The 16,312-nt window shown below is 70.4% G+C and carries 18 protein-coding genes; 6 read left to right on the top strand and 12 right to left on the bottom strand.

The genetic code is table 11. The annotated features are described in order from the left end of the window. Positions 1-32 precede the first annotated feature (32 nt). Positions 33-272, top strand: coding sequence for a hypothetical protein (locus ACYVJE_RS04630; protein WP_461143422.1), 240 nt, complete (start codon positions 33-35; stop codon positions 270-272). Between the two features lie 112 nt (positions 273-384). Here the strand turns inward: ACYVJE_RS04630 and ACYVJE_RS04625 are convergent, their stop codons facing one another. From ACYVJE_RS04625 to ACYVJE_RS04615, 3 genes are all read right to left on the bottom strand, one after another. Beyond that, a complete protein-coding gene (locus tag ACYVJE_RS04625) occupies positions 385-624 on the bottom strand; it encodes an isocitrate/isopropylmalate family dehydrogenase (protein ID WP_461143536.1) in 240 nt (79 codons plus the stop codon). A gap of 146 nt (positions 625-770) precedes the next feature. Beyond that, the gene (locus ACYVJE_RS04620; RefSeq protein ID WP_461143421.1) at positions 771-1,595 is read right to left on the bottom strand and encodes an acetoin reductase; all 825 of its coding nucleotides are present in this window, start codon (positions 1,593-1,595) and stop codon (positions 771-773) included. Continuing rightward, positions 1,592-1,894: a putative quinol monooxygenase gene (locus ACYVJE_RS04615; protein WP_461143420.1), complete on the bottom strand. Its 303-nt coding sequence runs from the start codon at positions 1,892-1,894 to the stop codon at positions 1,592-1,594. Before ACYVJE_RS04615 ends, ACYVJE_RS04620 begins: the two co-directional genes overlap by 4 nt. Here ACYVJE_RS04615 and ACYVJE_RS04610 point away from each other — a divergent pair. Beyond that, positions 1,809-1,994: a helix-turn-helix domain-containing protein gene (locus ACYVJE_RS04610; protein WP_461143419.1), complete on the top strand. Its 186-nt coding sequence runs from the start codon at positions 1,809-1,811 to the stop codon at positions 1,992-1,994. The genes ACYVJE_RS04615 and ACYVJE_RS04610 overlap by 86 nt on opposite strands. Positions 1,995-2,018: 24 nt before the next feature. On the opposite strand, the gene ACYVJE_RS04605 is transcribed toward ACYVJE_RS04610, so the two are convergent. From ACYVJE_RS04605 to ACYVJE_RS04570, 8 genes are all read right to left on the bottom strand, one after another. Continuing rightward, complete coding sequence (locus ACYVJE_RS04605; RefSeq protein ID WP_461143418.1) at positions 2,019-3,188, bottom strand: amidohydrolase; 1,170 nt, start codon at positions 3,186-3,188, stop codon at positions 2,019-2,021. Beyond that, entirely contained in the window at positions 3,188-3,856 is a 669-nt protein-coding gene (locus tag ACYVJE_RS04600; RefSeq protein WP_461143417.1) for a DUF1028 domain-containing protein, read from the bottom strand. Before ACYVJE_RS04600 ends, ACYVJE_RS04605 begins: the two co-directional genes overlap by 1 nt. Continuing rightward, entirely contained in the window at positions 3,853-4,320 is a 468-nt protein-coding gene (locus ACYVJE_RS04595; RefSeq protein ID WP_459159582.1) for a RidA family protein, read from the bottom strand. The genes ACYVJE_RS04600 and ACYVJE_RS04595 overlap by 4 nt, the downstream gene beginning before the upstream one ends. A gap of 18 nt (positions 4,321-4,338) precedes the next feature. Continuing rightward, entirely contained in the window at positions 4,339-5,625 is a 1,287-nt protein-coding gene (locus ACYVJE_RS04590; RefSeq protein ID WP_461143416.1) for a flavin-containing monooxygenase, read from the bottom strand. Positions 5,626-5,766: 141 nt separating this feature from the next. Continuing rightward, positions 5,767-7,113 carry an MFS transporter gene (locus ACYVJE_RS04585; protein ID WP_461143415.1) on the bottom strand — a complete coding sequence of 449 codons (1,347 nt, stop codon included), beginning with the start codon at positions 7,111-7,113 and terminating at the stop codon, positions 5,767-5,769. Between the two features lie 63 nt (positions 7,114-7,176). Then, positions 7,177-8,619, bottom strand: coding sequence for an aspartate ammonia-lyase (locus ACYVJE_RS04580; protein WP_461143414.1), 1,443 nt, complete (start codon positions 8,617-8,619; stop codon positions 7,177-7,179). A 427-nt stretch (positions 8,620-9,046) separates the two neighbouring features. Continuing rightward, entirely contained in the window at positions 9,047-9,955 is a 909-nt protein-coding gene (locus ACYVJE_RS04575; protein ID WP_461143413.1) for a LysR family transcriptional regulator, read from the bottom strand. A gap of 56 nt (positions 9,956-10,011) precedes the next feature. After that, a complete protein-coding gene (locus ACYVJE_RS04570; protein ID WP_461143412.1) occupies positions 10,012-10,647 on the bottom strand; it encodes a TetR/AcrR family transcriptional regulator in 636 nt (211 codons plus the stop codon). A 153-nt stretch (positions 10,648-10,800) separates the two neighbouring features. On the opposite strand from ACYVJE_RS04570, the gene ACYVJE_RS04565 reads away from it, so the two are divergent. The 4 genes from ACYVJE_RS04565 (at position 10,801) to ACYVJE_RS04550 (ending at position 15,802) form a co-directional block, all read left to right on the top strand. Then, entirely contained in the window at positions 10,801-12,285 is a 1,485-nt protein-coding gene (locus tag ACYVJE_RS04565; protein ID WP_461143411.1) for an aldehyde dehydrogenase, read from the top strand. A gap of 23 nt (positions 12,286-12,308) precedes the next feature. Beyond that, a complete protein-coding gene (locus tag ACYVJE_RS04560) occupies positions 12,309-13,676 on the top strand; it encodes an aminotransferase family protein (protein WP_461143410.1) in 1,368 nt (455 codons plus the stop codon). 117 nt (positions 13,677-13,793) lie between these two features. After that, positions 13,794-15,194, top strand: coding sequence for an APC family permease (locus tag ACYVJE_RS04555; RefSeq protein ID WP_461143409.1), 1,401 nt, complete (start codon positions 13,794-13,796; stop codon positions 15,192-15,194). Between the two features lie 110 nt (positions 15,195-15,304). Next, positions 15,305-15,802: a DUF3156 family protein gene (locus tag ACYVJE_RS04550; RefSeq protein ID WP_461143408.1), complete on the top strand. Its 498-nt coding sequence runs from the start codon at positions 15,305-15,307 to the stop codon at positions 15,800-15,802. A gap of 251 nt (positions 15,803-16,053) precedes the next feature. Here the strand turns inward: ACYVJE_RS04550 and ACYVJE_RS04545 are convergent, their stop codons facing one another. Continuing rightward, positions 16,054-16,305, bottom strand: coding sequence for a CoA transferase (locus ACYVJE_RS04545; protein ID WP_461143407.1), 252 nt, complete (start codon positions 16,303-16,305; stop codon positions 16,054-16,056). Positions 16,306-16,312 lie beyond the last annotated feature (7 nt).

Below are 16,312 nucleotides of genomic sequence, written 5' to 3'. Positions count from 1 at the left end.
AACTGGAGCTCCTCCTGGGGCGCGCGGAGGCGGTGGAACAGGCCGGCCGGGTCGAGGGCCTCATGTCGAGCCTCGCCTCCCCGAAGGCGGCCTTCGCCGGTCGGGATGCGGAACTCGAATCACTGGTCGGGCAGATCTTCCTGGTCGCCCTCGTCGCGTGGCTGGTCTCGGCTTTCCGGAGACGGGGCAGCGATCCGGCAGCGCCGAGCAGTCCCACCACGGCGCGGTTCTCGACCGCGCGCATCGTGCTCGCGTGGCGGTCCGATCGGTAGGGGAACGCTTCGTGCCCGGGGCCGCCACCTCGGGAGACGCCACCGGCCGCTCTCGGGATCGGAGCGAACGGCCGGGCGTCCACCATCACGCCGAAGGCCACGAGCGGACCGGTCATACCACCACCTCGGTGCGGATGGCGTTGGCGACCGCCTCGGCGAACGCGGCGGTTCCGGTGGAGCCGCCCATGGCCGGTGTGCAGGTTCCGGTCGCGACCGTGCGCGCGACGCCCGAGTCCAGCAGCGCTGCCGCTCGGTGCAGGTCCTCGTCTTCGCGGCGGCCGGCCAGCCATTCCAGCAGCATGCCGCTGGAGAGCATCATCGCGATGGGATTGGCGACGTCCTGGCCGGCGATGTCGGGCGCGGACCTCGGTCCGGGACAGCACGGTGCGTACTGCTGCGCGTACCTCGTCGGCGGCTTCGGGGTGTTCCTCGGTGCGGTCGCGGCCCACGTTCCGCCTCCGGAGTACCACCGCAGTGGAAGGTGCGGTCCGCGGTGGTTCAGGAGAACTGGATGCCGCCGTCGATCATCACGGACTGGCCGGTCATGTAATCGGAGTCCGCGGAGGCGAGGTAGGAGACGAACTTGGCCACGTCTTCGGGCACTGAGACCCGGCCGAGATGGATCAGTTCCGAGTACTTCTCGATCGCCGCGCCCTTGCGCAGCCCTTCGTTCTCCGCCAGCTTCTCGTCGATGTGGTCCCACATCGCCGTGCCGACGATGCCCGGGCAATAGGCGTTCACGGTGATGCCGTGCTGCGCCCATTCCATCGCGGCCGCTTGGGTGAGGCCGCGAACACCCCACTTGGAGGCCGAGTAGGTCCCGAGCAGGGGGAACGGCCGGTAGGCCACGATCGAGGCCGCACCGATGATCTTGCCGCCGGTGCCTTGGCTGATCATCTGCCTCGCTGCCGCCGTGTAGCACAGGTACACCCCGCGGAGGTTGATCGACATCAGGTGGTCGAACTCCTCGGGGGTGATCTCCAGCAGCGGTTTCACGTTGGCGATGCCCGCGTTGGCCACCATGACGTTGAGCGGGCCCAGGTCGGTGGCCACGCGCTCGACCATGTTCCGGACCGCTTCCCGGTCGGAGACGTCGGCTGTCACCGTCATCGACCGCCTGCCCGTGGACGCGATCTCGTCCGCGACGCCCTGGAGCTGCTCCTCGTTGGCCTCGACGTCGTTGAGGGCCACGTCGAGACCGTCGGCGGCCAGTCGCAGGGCGATGCTCCGACCGATGCCCCTGGCAGCCCCCGTGACGAGCGCGGTCCGCGGGGGTCCTTCTTGGACGGCCATGATTCCTCCGAATTCGTTGAACGTGGTCATGCGTGGTCCTGCACGGACATCTCGCCCAGCGGGGGCCAGTCGTCCTGGTCGACCGCCGTGTTCACCACCCGCGGGGTCTCGGCCAGGTACGGCGGCAACGCCCGCTGGGCAGCCCTGAAGTGCGCGGACTGCACGTGTTCAACTCCGGCCTGCTGGTCGCGGTAGGACTCGAGCAGCGCGTACTCGGTGGGATCCTCGATGCTGCGGGACCAAGTGAACCACAGGAAGCCGGGTTCGGCACGGACGCTGACCCGGATCGGAACCGTCGAACGCGACGAGATCGCTCGCTGCCCCGCCACTCCGGGAACCACTGTCACCCGCGCCGCCGACGTCCTCGGCACGAGCCGAGCGACCATCTACCGCAAGATCGCGCGGTACGGCATCCACCCTCCTTCCTGAGAGCACCTCCCACGGGGCGCGATGTCATCGGGGGGCCTCGCCACCCGCGGCGACGTCGAGGGCCGTCCACGCGAGCGCGGTGGCGGCGTCCAGAAGGGCTTTCTCGGCGCCACCTCCGACGCAGTGGGCGGCGAACTCGGGTTGGTGGTTCAACGCCGGGAGCGAGCCGATCCCGACGTAGGGGTGGATCGCGGGCACCACCTGGGAGACGTTGCCCATGTCGGTGGATGCGCGGTTCATCCGCCCTCCCGGGGAGTTGCGGTCGGAAGTGCGGCCGAGCCGCCCGGCGTTGCGGATGTAGGCGTCGAGCGCCGGCCGGTAGTTGCTGAACTCGGCGTAGGGCTTGCTTTCCGGCGTGAACTCGAGGGAACTCCCGGTGGCCAGGGCGCCCGCCTCGAAGCAGCGCCGAACCTTCTGCTCGGTGGCGTCCAGCTGCTCCAGGCTCCCGGCCCGGACGTACCACCGGCCGTCGGTGCGGGCGGGGATCGCGTTCGGCGCCTCCCCGCCGTTGGTCATCACGCCGTGGACCCGGACCGAGGGTGGCAACTGCTGCCTCAGCAACCCGATCGCGACCTGGGCGATGGTGAAGGCGTCGGCGGCGTTCACGCCGTGCTCGGGGTAGGCCGCGGCGTGGGCCGCCCTGCCCTGGAAGGAAACGTGGGAGTGCGATACCGCGAACGGCTCCGCCTCCGCGACGTCGACGGGGGCGGGGTGCGCCATCATGGCCAGGTCCAGCCCGGCGAACGCCCCGCGCTCCAGCAGCTCGATCTTGCCGCCCCCGCCCTCCTCGGCGGGGGTGCCGTACACCTCGATCGTGAGCCCCGCGGTGTCCGCCAGCGGGGCCAGGGCCCGTGCCGCGCCCACGGCGATCGCCGCGATCAGGTTGTGCCCGCAGGCGTGCCCGAGGCCGGGCAGGGCGTCGTACTCCGCGCAGAGCCCGAGGCGGAAGGGACCGCTGCCGCAGGTCGCGAGGAACGCGGTGTCGAGCCCGAGGTAGGCCGGTGTGACCGCGAACCCGGCCTCCTCGAGGCCCTCCGCCACCCAGCGTGCCGAGCGGTGCTCCTGCCACGCCGTCTCCGGGTGGGCGTGGAGCTGCTCGGAGAGCCCGATGAGCCGTTCGGCGTCCGCGGCCACGGTGCGGGCCGCACGTTCCTTCGCCGCATCGAGGTGCTGCTCAGCCACGTCGTCGCCCATCACTCGTCCCCGGGGACGCCGTACGCCGGTGCGGAGGCGGGGTTGAGCGCGCGAGTCACGTAGTCGTCGCGCTGGGGCAGCCAGATGTCGAGGAGGGACCGCAGGTCGGCGATGGGCGCCTCGCCCCAGTCGATCCGCAGGTCGGTCTCGCACCACGGCACCTCGCGGGTGACGGCGAGCCCGGCGGAGTGCACCGGGCCGGCCTCCCCTCCGGCGGACAGCCCGGCGGAGAGGCCGGAGAGCAACCGTTCCTCGAGCTCGCCCGTCGAATCCTCGAAGGACTCCACGATCGCGTCGACGACCCCGGGCGAGGAGAGCATGTTCCCGGCGGCGACGACGCGCGTGCCGACGCGGTCGTGGTGCACGCCGAGGGACTCGGCTCCGGAGTACGCGGCGCCCTCGCCGCTCAGCCCGAGGGCGGTGAGCTGGCGGTGCTCGATCAGGTCGCGGTCCTGGACCACTGCGTCCAGCGCGCTGCGCGCGTCGCTGCCGCTCTCCAGCTCGTCCAGGAGCGCGGTGCCGAGTCGCGGATCGGTGACGTTCTGCGACGCCACGCCGCCCACCCCGGCGCGCAGGTGGATGCACCGGGCGGCCACGGCCGGGCTGGAGGAGGTCACGGCCATTCCCACGGCACCGTGGCCGTCGGTGGCCAGTACGGAGAAAGTCACTGCTCACCCTCCGGAACAACGGCGACGGCATCGATCTCGACGAGCCACTCGGGCCTGGCGAGCGCGGAGACCACGAGCCCGGTGGAAACGGGGTGCACTCCTCGGGTCCAGCGCCCGATGGTGCGGTATACGGTCTCGCGGTAACGCGGGTCGACGAGGTAAGTGGTCAGCTTGACCAGGTGCTCCATGCGAGCGCCTGCTTCTCCCAGCAGCAGGTCGATGTTCGCCATCGCCCGTTCCGCCTGGGCGCCTACGTCGCCGATGCCGACGGACTCGCTGGTGTCGAGGTCCTGCCCGATCTGGCCCCGCACGTAGACGGTGTTGCCCGCGACGACGGCCTGGCACAGGTCGTTGTCGAGGTTCTGCTCCGGGTAGGTGTCGCTGGTGTTGAAAGGCCTGATCCGCGTGTGCCCACCGGCGGTGATGGGTGCTTTCGCCTGGCGGCCCTCACTCGTGGAGGTCATCGTCTGCTCCTCAACTCCTCAGTTCTCGCGGGTGGCCGACCCGACGACGGCCCGCTCGGCGGCGTCGTGGGCGAGGTAGGCGCGCTGGGTCGAGATGTGGTCGGCGATGTGCCGCGCGTCGTGCCAGACGCCCCAGATGAAGCTCGATCCGCGGCGGGACAGCCAAGGCAGTCCCAGGAAGTAGACGCCGGGCTCGGAGGACACGCCGCGGCGGTGGTTCGGCTTGCCGTCCTCGTCGAACGCGTCGACCTGCAGCCAGCTGTAGTCGTTGGCGAAACCTGTCGCCCAGACGATCGAGGTGACGCCGGCCTCGGCCAGGTCGAGCTCGAGCAGGGGGTCGGTCACGCACTCCGGGTTCGGACCGAGCACGTGCGCTTCCGGCTCTTCGGGGAGGTCGAGTCCGTTGCGTTCGACGTATTCGTCCGCCGCCCGCAGGAGCTCGAGGTACTTGGCGTCCCCGAGCGCGATGTTCGTGCCGAGGTCCGGCGCGAAGCGCAGCGTGCCGTTGTCGTAGGACGCCGTCATGCCGACGAGTTCGATGCCCGCGTCGGCCAGGGCGCGGAAGTCCACGGTCTGTCCACCGCGGGCACCGCTGACGGCGATGGTCACGTGTTCGGCGCCCTGGGGAGGCGTTTCCGCGTCCCAGAGGCCGAGCACGCCGAGCCACCAGCAGAAGTCGCGTCCGCGGTACTCGCGCGGAGGGCGCTCGTGGGGGCCGACCGAGAGGAAGACGCGGCGACCGGACCGGCGCAGCTCGTCGGCTATCTGGACCCCCGAGGAGCCGGCACCGACGACGAGGACCGCGCCCTCCGGCAGCTGCTCGGGGTTGCGGTACCCGCTGGAGTGGATCTGCACGGCGGCGTCGCTGTCCGGGACGATCGGCGGGATCACCGGTCGCTGGAACGGTCCGGTCGCTGTCACGACGAAGCGCGCGTCGATGCTCCCCTCCGACGTTTCGACCCGGAATCCGGGACGACCGGCGTTCTTCCGCACCGAAGTCACCTCGACACCGCACCGGACGGGGGCGTCGATCTTCTCCGCGTACGCGGCGAAGTAGTCCGCGATCTCGTCCTTCGACGCGAAGGCGTCGGCTGCGACGCCGGAGAACTCCAGGCCGGGGAAGCGGTCGTGCCACGCGGGGCCGTTCGCGACCAGGGAGTCCCACCGCTCCGAACGCCACCGCTCGGCGATGCGGTGCCGCTCCAGGACGATGTGCGGTACGCCGCAGGATCCCAGGTGCTCGCTCATCGCCACCCCGGCCTGGCCGGCCCCGACGACGACCACTTCGGTCTCTTCGCTCGACATTCCAACCTCCACTCGTGCGGTAGCCCGTCTCGGTGCCGAGTCGGCTGTGCTTCCGCACTGGAAATCCTCGGGCACAGCTGCTTTTCCGTCCAACAGATGTTGTTGCTATTCCGGTTCGATTTTTTCGATGACCCCTCGCCTTCAGCGGGGAGGCGCGTCGGCGACGTCCTCGGGGTGCAGCAGGGCGCAGCCGGCGGTCTCCCGGAGCGACAGGGCGGCGACGAGGCCCACCGCGGCGAACACCATCACGTACGGGCCGGGCACCAACGTGCTTCCGGTCGCGGCGATGAGCACGGTCATCGCGTACAGGACCGTGCCGGCGAACAGGGCAGCGGTGAGGTTGTAGCCGAGGGACAGGCCGCTCTGGCGGGTGCGGGTGGGGAAGGCCTCCGCCGACCACACCGCGTGGGTGCCGAGGATCGCCGCGAGGAGCACGCCGAGCAGCAAGCTGGCGACCCAGGTTCCGAGCAGTCCGGTCCGCATGAGGAGGAACGCCGGAGTGGCGAGCACCAGCAGGGCCGCGTTGGTGCCGACGAAGACGGGTTTGCGCCCCACGCGGTCGGACAGGAGGCCGAAGACCGGAACCAGCACCAGTCCCAGCAGCGAGATCACAGTGGACAGAAGCGCTGCGTTGTCGGCCGAGTGCCCCAGGTGGTCGGTCTGGTAGGTGACCAGGTACGTCAGCACCATGTAGAAGGGCACGTGCATGGCCACCATGAGGCCCGAAGCCTGGAGCAGTTGCCGCTTGTTGGAGCGGAGCATGTCCCGCACGGGACTGCGCGGGACGGTGTCGTTGACTTCGAGCGCCCGGTACTCCGGCGTGTCCTCGATCTTGTTGCGGATCACGACGCCGATGACGCCGAGCGGTGCGGAGATGAGGAAGGGGATGCGCCAGCCCCAGGAGGTGAGCTGGCCGTCGTCGAGTCCCGCGGACAGCAGGAAGAAGACGAAGGAACCGGTGAGGAAGCCCAGCAGGGAGCCGACTTCCAGCCAGCTGACGCCGAATCCGCGACGGCGCCGCGGGGCGCTCTCGGCGAGGAAGCTCGCCGCACTGCCGAACTCGCCGCCCGCGGCGAAGCCCTGCACCAGCCGCAGGAGCACCAGGAGCGCAGGGGCGGCGACCCCGATCGACGCGTAGCCGGGAAGCAGGCCGATCGTGAGGGTCGCCCCGGACATCATGAAGATGACCAGCGAGAGGGTCCGCTTGCGGCCGATCCTGTCGCCGAGCGGTCCGAACACCATCGCACCGATCGGCCGGATGCCGAACGACACGGCGAAGACGCCGAACACGGCGAGCAATCCGGTCGTGCTGTTCCCGGCCGGGAAGAAGACGGTCGCGACGGTGCTGGCGAGGTAGGCGTACGCGGCCCAGTCGAACCAGTGGACGAACACGCCGACGGCTCCCGCAACGACGCTTCGGCGCAGTGCGACGACGTCGCTGGTCCGCTCGCCCCGCGTCGTCGTGACGCCGCTGTTGGTGGTGAGCATGCGCACCTCCTCGTGCGGATGGGTGGAGAAGCCGGGGTCTGCGGGAGCCCCGGCACCCGTGCCTCAGGGCGAGGACAGGCCGGTCAGGGCGGCGGGGCTGGTGAGCGTGCGGAGTTCCGCCTCGGTCAGCAGCTCGCGCTCGCGTATCAGGTCGAGCGCGCTCCTGCCGGTGTGATGCGCCTCCAGCGCGAGGGCGCAGGCCGTCTCGTGGCCGAGCGCGGGGCCGAGCGCGGTGACCAGCCCGGTGGAGGCGGCCACGGTCTCCGCGAGCCGGTGCCGGTTGGCGGTGATGCCGCGCACGCAGTGTTCGGTGAGGACGCCGATTCCGGCGGTGAGGTGGTCGAGGCCGGCGCCCAGGCTCCGGTAGATGATCGGTTCGAAGGCGTTGAGCTGGAGCTGGCCGCCTTCAGCGGCGAGCGTGACGGTCACGTCGTTGCCGATGACCTCGAAGGCGATCTGGTTGACCGCTTCGGGGATCACCGGGTTGACCTTGCCGGGCATGATGGACGATCCGGCCTGCCGCGCAGGCAGGTCGATCTCGCCCAGACCGGCCTGCGGGCCGGAGGACAGCAGACGCAGGTCGTTGCAGATCTTGGACAGTTTCACGGCGGCCCGCTTGAGCGCGCCGGACAGCTGCACGAAGACCCCGGCGTCCTGCGTGGACTCGACGAGGTCGGGTGCGGACACGAGCGTCGGAACGCCCGTCAGGAGCCGCAGGTGCTCCACCGCCCGTTCCCGGTAGCCCGCGCGGGCGTTGAGGCCGGTGCCGATCGCCGTGCCGCCGAGGTTGAGCTCGTGCAGCAGCGATCGGGCCTCGGCCAGCCGCTGCTCCTCCTCGGCGGTGGTGGCGGCGAACGCGCCGAACTCCTGCCCCAGCGTCACGGGGACGGCATCCTGCAACTGGGTGCGGCCCATCTTCAGCACGTCGGCGAAATCGGCGGATTTGGCCTCGAAGGCCGCGCGCAGACCGGCCAGGGCGGCGAGCAGTTCCGCGATGTGCGCGTCCAGTGCCAGCTTCACCGCGGTCGGGTAGACGTCGTTGGTGCTCTGGCCGAGGTTGACGTGGTCGAGGGGGTGCAGAGCGGAGTGTTCCCCGCGGGCGTGTCCGAGCAGCTCCAGCGCGCGGTTGGCGATCACCTCGTTGGCGTTCATGTTGGTCGACGTGCCGGCCCCGCCCTGGACGAGGTCGACCACGAACTGGTCGCGGAGCGCGCCGTCCTGGATTTCGGCGCAGGCGTCCGCGATCGCCCGGGCGAGCGCCTCGTCCAAGGCGCCGACTTCGGAATTGGCGCTGGCCGCGGCGCGCTTCACCGCCGCCAGGGCGCTGATGAGGTGGGGACGCGCGGCGAGCGTCTCCCCGGTGAGGGGGAAGTTGGCCAGCGCGCGAGCGGTGTGCGCCCCGTAGTAGGCGTCCGCCGGCACGTCGATGTCGCCGAGCATGTCGTGCTCCGTGCGGTGCCCGGCGTCGCTCGGAGCGGTGTGCCGGGGGCGGGAACTCAGGGGCATCGGCGTCCTCCGCGTTCATCGGGGCTCGGGGGAGCGGTGCACACCGGTTCGCGGGAGGGTTCTTCGGCGTTGCCGCGGGGTGGGGCGCCGCGGGGTGCGGCGCGGTGGTGTCGCTTCGCTGCGCTCGCGACTTCGACTCGGGCGGCGGGATCCATGCAGGTCAGCCTGTCCCGGGAGCCGGGGATTCGTCCAACAGATGTTTTCGTTGCGGCGGATCGGGAAAACTGATGAATTGTCGGCGCCCCCGTGCGGCCCGGTGCTCGTGAGCGGGCGAGCAGCGGACAGCTCAGCGGTTCCGGGACAGGGGCTGCCTCCGCGCGGGGCGGCGTCACGATCCGCGACGACGGGACGGGGAGTCAGCAGGAGCGCCCACCGGCCGGGAGCTCGTCCCCGCCGGCTCCGCCGCTGAGGCCTGCCGTGCGTCGCCTCAGCCCCGGAACCTCCCGCGCAGGAGCTCCATGACGGCCTGAGCGCGCGCGGTCTGGCGCACACCGTCCACGACGGTGATCGTCACCTCCAGCGGAGGGTGCTCGCCGTGCAGGTCGAGCGCCACGACCTCCCCGCCGCCGTAGGTCTGGCTGGTCCGCGGCCGCTGGTTGAGGACGGAGTAGCCGAGCCCCCGGGCGACCAGGGAGCGCACGGTCTCGTAGCTCTGGCTGCGGTAGCGCACGTCGGGGGCGGTGCCCGAGGCCGCCACGAGCGCGCGGAAGTAGTCCCGGCTGTGGGGAAGGTCGAGCAGCACCATCGGATCCGGCGCCAGGTCGGCGAGATCGACCGCGGTGCGGTCCGCCAGGCGGTGGTCTGCCGGGACGATGACGTGCGCCGGGGCGTGGTCGATCGCCTCGCGGTGCAGATCGGTGTCCGTTGACGTGCTCAGGTCGTAGGTGAGCGCGAAGTCGATGCCGCCGGTGCGCAGCGATTGGTGCAGGTGCTCGGCCTCGGCTTCCACCACGTCCAGCTCGATGTCCGGGTAGTGGTTGTTGCAGGCGGAGAACAGGGCGGGCAGGTAGTACGGCGCGAGCGTCACGAAGCACCCGAGCGTCACCGGTCCCGTCAGCGAACCGCCGCTGCCGCGGGCTTCTGCTTCAACGTCGCGAGCGCGGGTCAGGAGGTCGCGGGCCTGGTGCAGCAGGCGCTCACCGGCTGACGTGAGGGTCAAGCCCCGGGCCCGGTGCCGGATGAACAGTTGGACGCGCAGTTCGTGCTCGAGGTTGGTGGTGGCCGAGGAGACTGCCGACTGGGCGATGCGCAGCTTGTCCGCGGCCGCCGTCATCGAGCCGCACTCAGCGGCGACGACGAAGTAGCGCAGCTGGACGAGGGTGAAGTCGACGGACATGGTTGGAGCGACCTCCGCATCTGGATTCGAGTGGGGGAGTCCGCGGACGTGCTCGGTCAGTCCTCCACGAGCCGATCGCCGGTTGCTCCCGCGGGCAGCGCGCAACCGGTGGCCTGTCCGGCGTAGGCGGTCAGCAAGCCCCTAGCGTGCTCCAGGTCGACCGACGTGTTGTTGCTCAACAGGTGCAGCCCGAGCCCGTCCTCCAGCGCGACCAGGGTGTGCACCACCTCGCGCAGCGGTCGGGTGAGGACGAACTCCCCGCTGGCCCGCCCCGTTTCCAGCACCGTGGAGTACAGGGCCACCTCCCGGTCGTAGAGGCTGGTCATCAGCGCCGCGTGCGTCGAGCTGCGGTCGGCCAGGTCGTGCATCTCGTAGAGCACGCGGGTCACCTCGTCATCACGTCCGGCCGGCAGCCCCGAGTCGATGCTCGCCACCAGCTTGTGCCCCGCCGACTCCACCGATTCCACGATGGCCAGTCGCCGTTGGTAGAAGCGCTCGACCACGCTGCGGTGGACGTCGAACATGAGCTCGTCCAGCTCGGGGTAGTGGTAGAGCACCGAGCCCGGCGACACCCCCGCCTGCGCCGCGATGTCCCGGATGCGCAGGTTGTCCCGACCCCGCTCGGTGATGGCCCGCGAGGTGGCGCCGATGAGCTGCTCGCGACGCGTCCGGTGCTTCTTCGACCGTGTCATGCCCAACATTATTGATGCGCTGATTCAATTTTGGCAATCTCAATTCGCTCCGTTGACATGCGCGGGAGCTCAGGAGTTGAATCGCTGTTCAAACACGGCAAGTGATGCGGAGCACACTTGATCCGTCGTCAGGCGATCTTCACAAGGAGACCGATGTCCGCGCTGACTCATGAGCATTGGGTCGGGCTGGCCGCCCGGATACGCCCTCGCACCGACGCCGTCATCGACGGCGAACCCGTTCCCGCCGCATCCGGACGCACGTTCCCCTCGATCAACCCGGCCACGGGTGACGAGCTCGCCGACGTCGCCGCGTGCGGGCACGACGACGTCGACGCCGCGGTGGCCGCGGCGCGCCGCCGCTTCGACTCCGGCCGGTGGTCGCGAGCCGCCCCGGCCGAGCGCAAGCGCGTCCTGCTGCGCCTGGCCGAACTCATCACCGAGCACGGTGCAGAACTGGCGCTGCTCGACTCGTTGGACATGGGAAAACTCGTCACCGACGCGCACGGGATCGACGTCCCCTTCGCCGCCGAGCTGTTTCGGTGGTACGGCGAGGCGTTGGACAAGTCCTACGGCGAGATCGCGCCGACCGCACCGGGTGACCTGGCCCTGATCAACCGCGTGCCGCTCGGTGTCGTGGGCGCGGTCGTGCCCTGGAACTTCCCGTTGGACATGGCCGCTTGGAAACTCGCCCCGGCCCTGGCTGCGGGCAACTCGGTGGTGCTCAAGCCAGCCGAGCAGTCCCCGCTGTCCGCGCTGCGACTGGCCGAACTCGCCGCCGAAGCCGGGCTTCCCGACGGCGTCCTCAACGTCGTGCCCGGCCTCGGCGAGGCCACGGGCAAGGCCCTCGGACTGCACCCCGACGTCGACTGCATCGCCTTCACCGGCTCCACGCAGGTGGGCAAGCAGTTCCTGCAGTACGCCGCCCAGTCGAACCTCAAGCAGGTCTGGCCCGAGTGCGGCGGCAAGAGCCCGAACCTCGTCTTCGCCGATTGCGCCGACCTCGACGCGGCCGCCGAGGCCGCCTGCGCCGGCATCTTCACCAACCAGGGAGAGGTGTGCTCGGCGAACTCGCGCCTGCTCGTCGCACGCGAGATCGAAGACGACCTCCTCGCCCGGATCGTCGAACGAGCGGGGGAGTACAGCCCGGGCGACCCGCTCGACCCGGCGAGCCGGATGGGCGCGCTCGTCGACGAGAACCACACCCGCCGCGTCATCGACTTCCTCGACGAGGGCAAGCGCACCGCCCACCTGCTCACGGGAGGTGAGCGACTCGCCGGAGCGGGCTGCTTCGTGGAACCGACCGTGTTCGCCGATGTCGAGCCCGGCAGCCGCGTCGAACGCGAAGAGATCTTCGGGCCCGTGCTGTGCGCGACCGCGTTCGACAGCGAGCAGCAGGCCCTCGAGCTGGCCAACGACAGCCAGTACGGGCTGGCCGCCTCGGTGTGGACCGACGACCTGGGCCGCTCGCTGCGCGTCTCGGACGCGCTGCGGGCCGGAACCGTCTCCGTCAACACGGTCGACGCGCTCAGCGCGCAAACGCCGTTCGGCGGCTTCGGCCAGTCCGGATACGGCCGCGACCTCTCGCTGCACGCACTGGACAAGTTCACCGGTCTCAAGACCACCTGGATCAAGCACTGACCCCACGACGGAAGGGCTTCGACATGACCACTGCCGACACCGCCGCACCCGCGCGCCTCGACAGCAGCGAGCTGGTCGAGAGCGACCGGGCCCACCTCATCCACCCGTACCTGCCGGACGCCACGACCGAACGAGTCGTCATGACCAAGGGGAGCGGTTCGCAGCTCTGGGACTGCGACGGGCGCGAATACCTCGACGCCACCGGCGGTCTCTGGCTGGCCCAGATCGGCCACGGCCGCGAGGAGCTGGCCGAGGTCGCCGCCGCGCAGATGCGGGAGTTGGAGTACTTCACCAGCTTCTGGGAATTCTCCAACAACCGCGCCATCGAACTCGCCGAACGCCTCGCGGGGCTCGCGCCCGAGCCGCTCAACCACGTGTACTTCACCAGCGGGGGCTCCGAGGGGGTCGAAGCGGCTCTGAAGATGGCGCGGTTCCACCACCACCGCCGGGGGGAGACCGACCGCACGTGGATCCTGGGCCGGCACCGCGCCTACCACGGCGTCGCCTACGGCGGAGGTTCCGCGACCGGATTCCCGCTCTACCACGACGGTTTCGGACCGATGCTGCCGAACGTGGCGCACCTGAACCCGCCGTGGCCCTACCGCACCGACCTGTTCGGCGAGGACGACTGCACCGACGTGTGCATCCGCGAGCTCGAGAACACCATCGCGGAGATCGGCGCGGACAACATCGCAGCCATGATCGGCGAGCCGATCATGGGCGTGGCCGGCATGGTGGTCCCCCCGGACGACTACTGGCCACGGGTGCAGGAAGTGCTGCGGCGGCACGGGATCCTGCTGATCTTCGACGAGGTCGTCACCGCCTACGGCCGCACAGGCCACTGGTTCGCCGCGGAACACTTCGGGGTGCGGCCCGACATCATCATCACGGCCAAGGGCATCACATCCGGCTACCTCCCGCTCGGCGCCGTCCTCGTCGGCGACCACATCGCCGAAACACTCGGTCGGGAGGGCTTTCCCATGGGATACACCTACAACGGCCACCCGACGGCCTGCGCGGTCGCCCAGGCCAACCTCGACATCATCGAGCGCGAGCGGCTCCTCGCCCGCGCGAGCGAAATCGGCGCCTACCTCACGGGGAAGATCGCCGCGGAACTCGACGACGTGCCGGTCGTCGGCGAAGTGCGCGGCGTCGGCATGTTGCTCGGCATCGAACTGGTCACCGACACCACCAGTCGCGCCCCGCTGCCCGATCCGGGAGCCGTGGCCGACGCGGTGCGCCGCGAGCACGGCGTGATCGTGCGCGACTCCGCACGAGGGATCGTTCTGTCGCCGGCCCTGACACTGGACCGCGGCGAGGCCGACCGCATCGCGGCGGCCCTGCGCCACGTCCTCGAACGCACCGACGCGTCCGGAGCGGTGCACGTCTGAGCAGCACCCCGCGGGCGAGGCCGGCCGCCACGGCGGTCTCGCCCGCAGCACCGAGGTCATCCCCGGAGGGAACTCCGGGAACCAAGCACCAGGACTCGCCTGAAAGGTCGGCCGCCCATGAGCGCCCCCACCCTGCAGCGCACCCTCGGCTTCTGGAGCGCCCTGGTCACCGGCATCGGACTCGTCGTCGCTTCGACCACGCTCACCTCGCTGGGCAACGGCTTCGGGCTCGGCGGGCCGGCTTTCGCCCTGGCCGGCCTGGCCGCGCTGGTCATCACGACGCTGATCGCGTTCTCCTACTCCGAACTGGCCACCCTCATCCCCGGAGCGGGGATGATCGGTGACTACACCGCTCCGGCGCTGGGCCGCGGGCCGGCGATCTTCGGTGTGCTGGCCGGCTACATCGTGCTCGTGGCCACGGTCGAACCGGCCGAACTCATGGTTTCCGGCCTCGCCGCCCACCAACTCGCCACCGGCATCCCGCCGACGTCGTTCGCCGTGGCGCTCACCGCGCTGTTCACCGTCATCAACCTCGTCGGCGTGAAATCGTTCGGCCGCGCCCAGATGGTGGTCACCGGCGTCATGATCCTCGCGCTCATCGGCTTCGGCCTGGTGGGCCTGCTGGAGGCCGGGAACGCTCCCACCGCCGAACCGGTCCCGTTCAATCCCGCCGGCTGGTCCGGAGTCGTGCAGCTCGTCGCGATCGGGGCGTACCTGTTCATCGGGATCGAATTCGTCTGCCCCATGAGCGAGGAGATCCGCAATCCCGGGCGCATCATCCCGCGCGCCATGATCGGCGGAGTGGTCCTCGTCTACCTGGTGGACATGCTGTTCGGTTTCGCCGGGATGCGCTACGTGGGGCTGGGGGAGCTGGCGAACTCGGAGACCCCGCACCTGCTGATCGCCGAAGCCATCGCAGGACCTACCGGTCTGGTCGTGCTCACCGCTGCGACCATCCTGGCGTCGGCGAGTTCGGTCTCGGCGATCCTCGCCGCGGTGCCGCGGATGCTCTACGGCCTGGCCCGCAGGGGGATGCTGCCGCGAGCGTTCGCCTGGGTGCACCCCCGGTTCCACACCCCGTGGGTCTCGGTGCTCGCCGTGTCCGGCATCATCATCGCCTCGCTGGTGACCATCGCCGGCAACGACGCCGTCCTCACCCTCGTGCTGGTGGCCACCGTGATGTGGCTGGCCTCCTACATCCTCGCGCAGGTCGACGTCATCGTCCTCCGCCACCGCTATCCCGACGCCCACCGATCCTTCCGCGCACCGCTGTACCCCCTGCCGCAGATCATCGGCATCGCAGCGTGCCTCGGGATGATCGTTGGCATCCACCCCGACGCCGAGATGCGCGCGACCGTCTGGCTCGGGGCCGCCTGCTGCACCGCGGTGATCCTCGGCTACGCCTTCATCTGGCTCAAACTCGTCAAGAAGGTCCCGTTCTTCACGCCCACGCCGCTGGTGGGTTCGGATCCCGTCTCCCGGGACGCGCAGGAACCGGCACGTGGAGCGCGGTCATGACCCCGCCATCCGGGCGAGCGGCGGATGCGGCTTTCCTCCCCTCCGGGCCCCTCGACGCTCCCGCTGCGCACTCGCTGCACCAGCAGTCGCTCCCGTTCCGGAGATCCGGCATGTCCGTTGTGGACCGCAGCGGCAGCGGAGTGCGCATGACGGGGCGCGACGGGGACGTCCGGCTCGCCTACCGCACGCGCAAGCAGCTCCTGCTCCGGATCCACCAGCTGCACGTCGCCACCTCGGTTGACGGCGCGTCCGGACCCGGCGAGGACTGCACCCTCGAGCTGCGCGTCCGGGGCGCACGCCGGAAGGCGCACTGGTGGAAAGAGCTCGGGCGGGGAGGGGCGTTCCCGGACGAGATCGCCGACCGGCTGTCCGGTCCCGCCCTCGCCGAACTCGTCCGCACCGTCGACCTGGCGGCGTGCACCGCGTCCTGGACCGCTCGTACCCGCCGCTGGCGCGTGTGCATCGCGCCCTACGGGGGGCACCACCTGCGGCTCCTGCTTCCTCCCATGACCTACACCAACACGCTGACCGAGCTCGAAGCAACCACGATCACCGCAGCACTGCACGAGCTCGCCGATGCCCTGGCCGGGTGGGGAGCGTCCGGTTGACGAAGACCGCCTGCGGGGGAACGGAGCGGCGCACGACGGCCTCCGGAACCGCCTCCTCGACACCGGCGATCGCTGCGAAGGACCGGGTTCGTGGCGGTGCTGCCCCGGTCGTTCGCAGCGGCCACCTCACTGGCTCGCCGACCCGAGGCGCTGGGCGCTGTCGTCGCAGCCCAGTTCGCGGAGCACTTCTTCGTTGTGCTGTCCGAGGCTCGGCGGCGCGGTGCGCACGGTTGGTCGCTGCCCGCGGTAGTTCACGGGAAAGCCGACTTGTCGCAACGGGCCCGCGACGGGGTGCTCGACCGCTCGACCAGGGCGGACAGCACGCCGATCGTGCCGAACAGGGCTGCGCTGAGATCAGCCATCGCGTATCCGGCCTTGACGGGTGGACCGTCGGGCTCCCCGGTCAGCGACATGGTCACGTGCGGACCCGCCAGGATCTTGGAGAGGTCGACGACGCGGAGCCCCCGCAGCGGGGCGGCGGTGGTGGATGTTGGCGAGCTCATGTTCTCC

It is taken from the genome of Salinifilum aidingensis (assembly GCF_054782015.1).
Note: the sequence above shows the minus strand (reverse complement) of the source record. Positions and strands in the feature narration are given on the sequence as shown.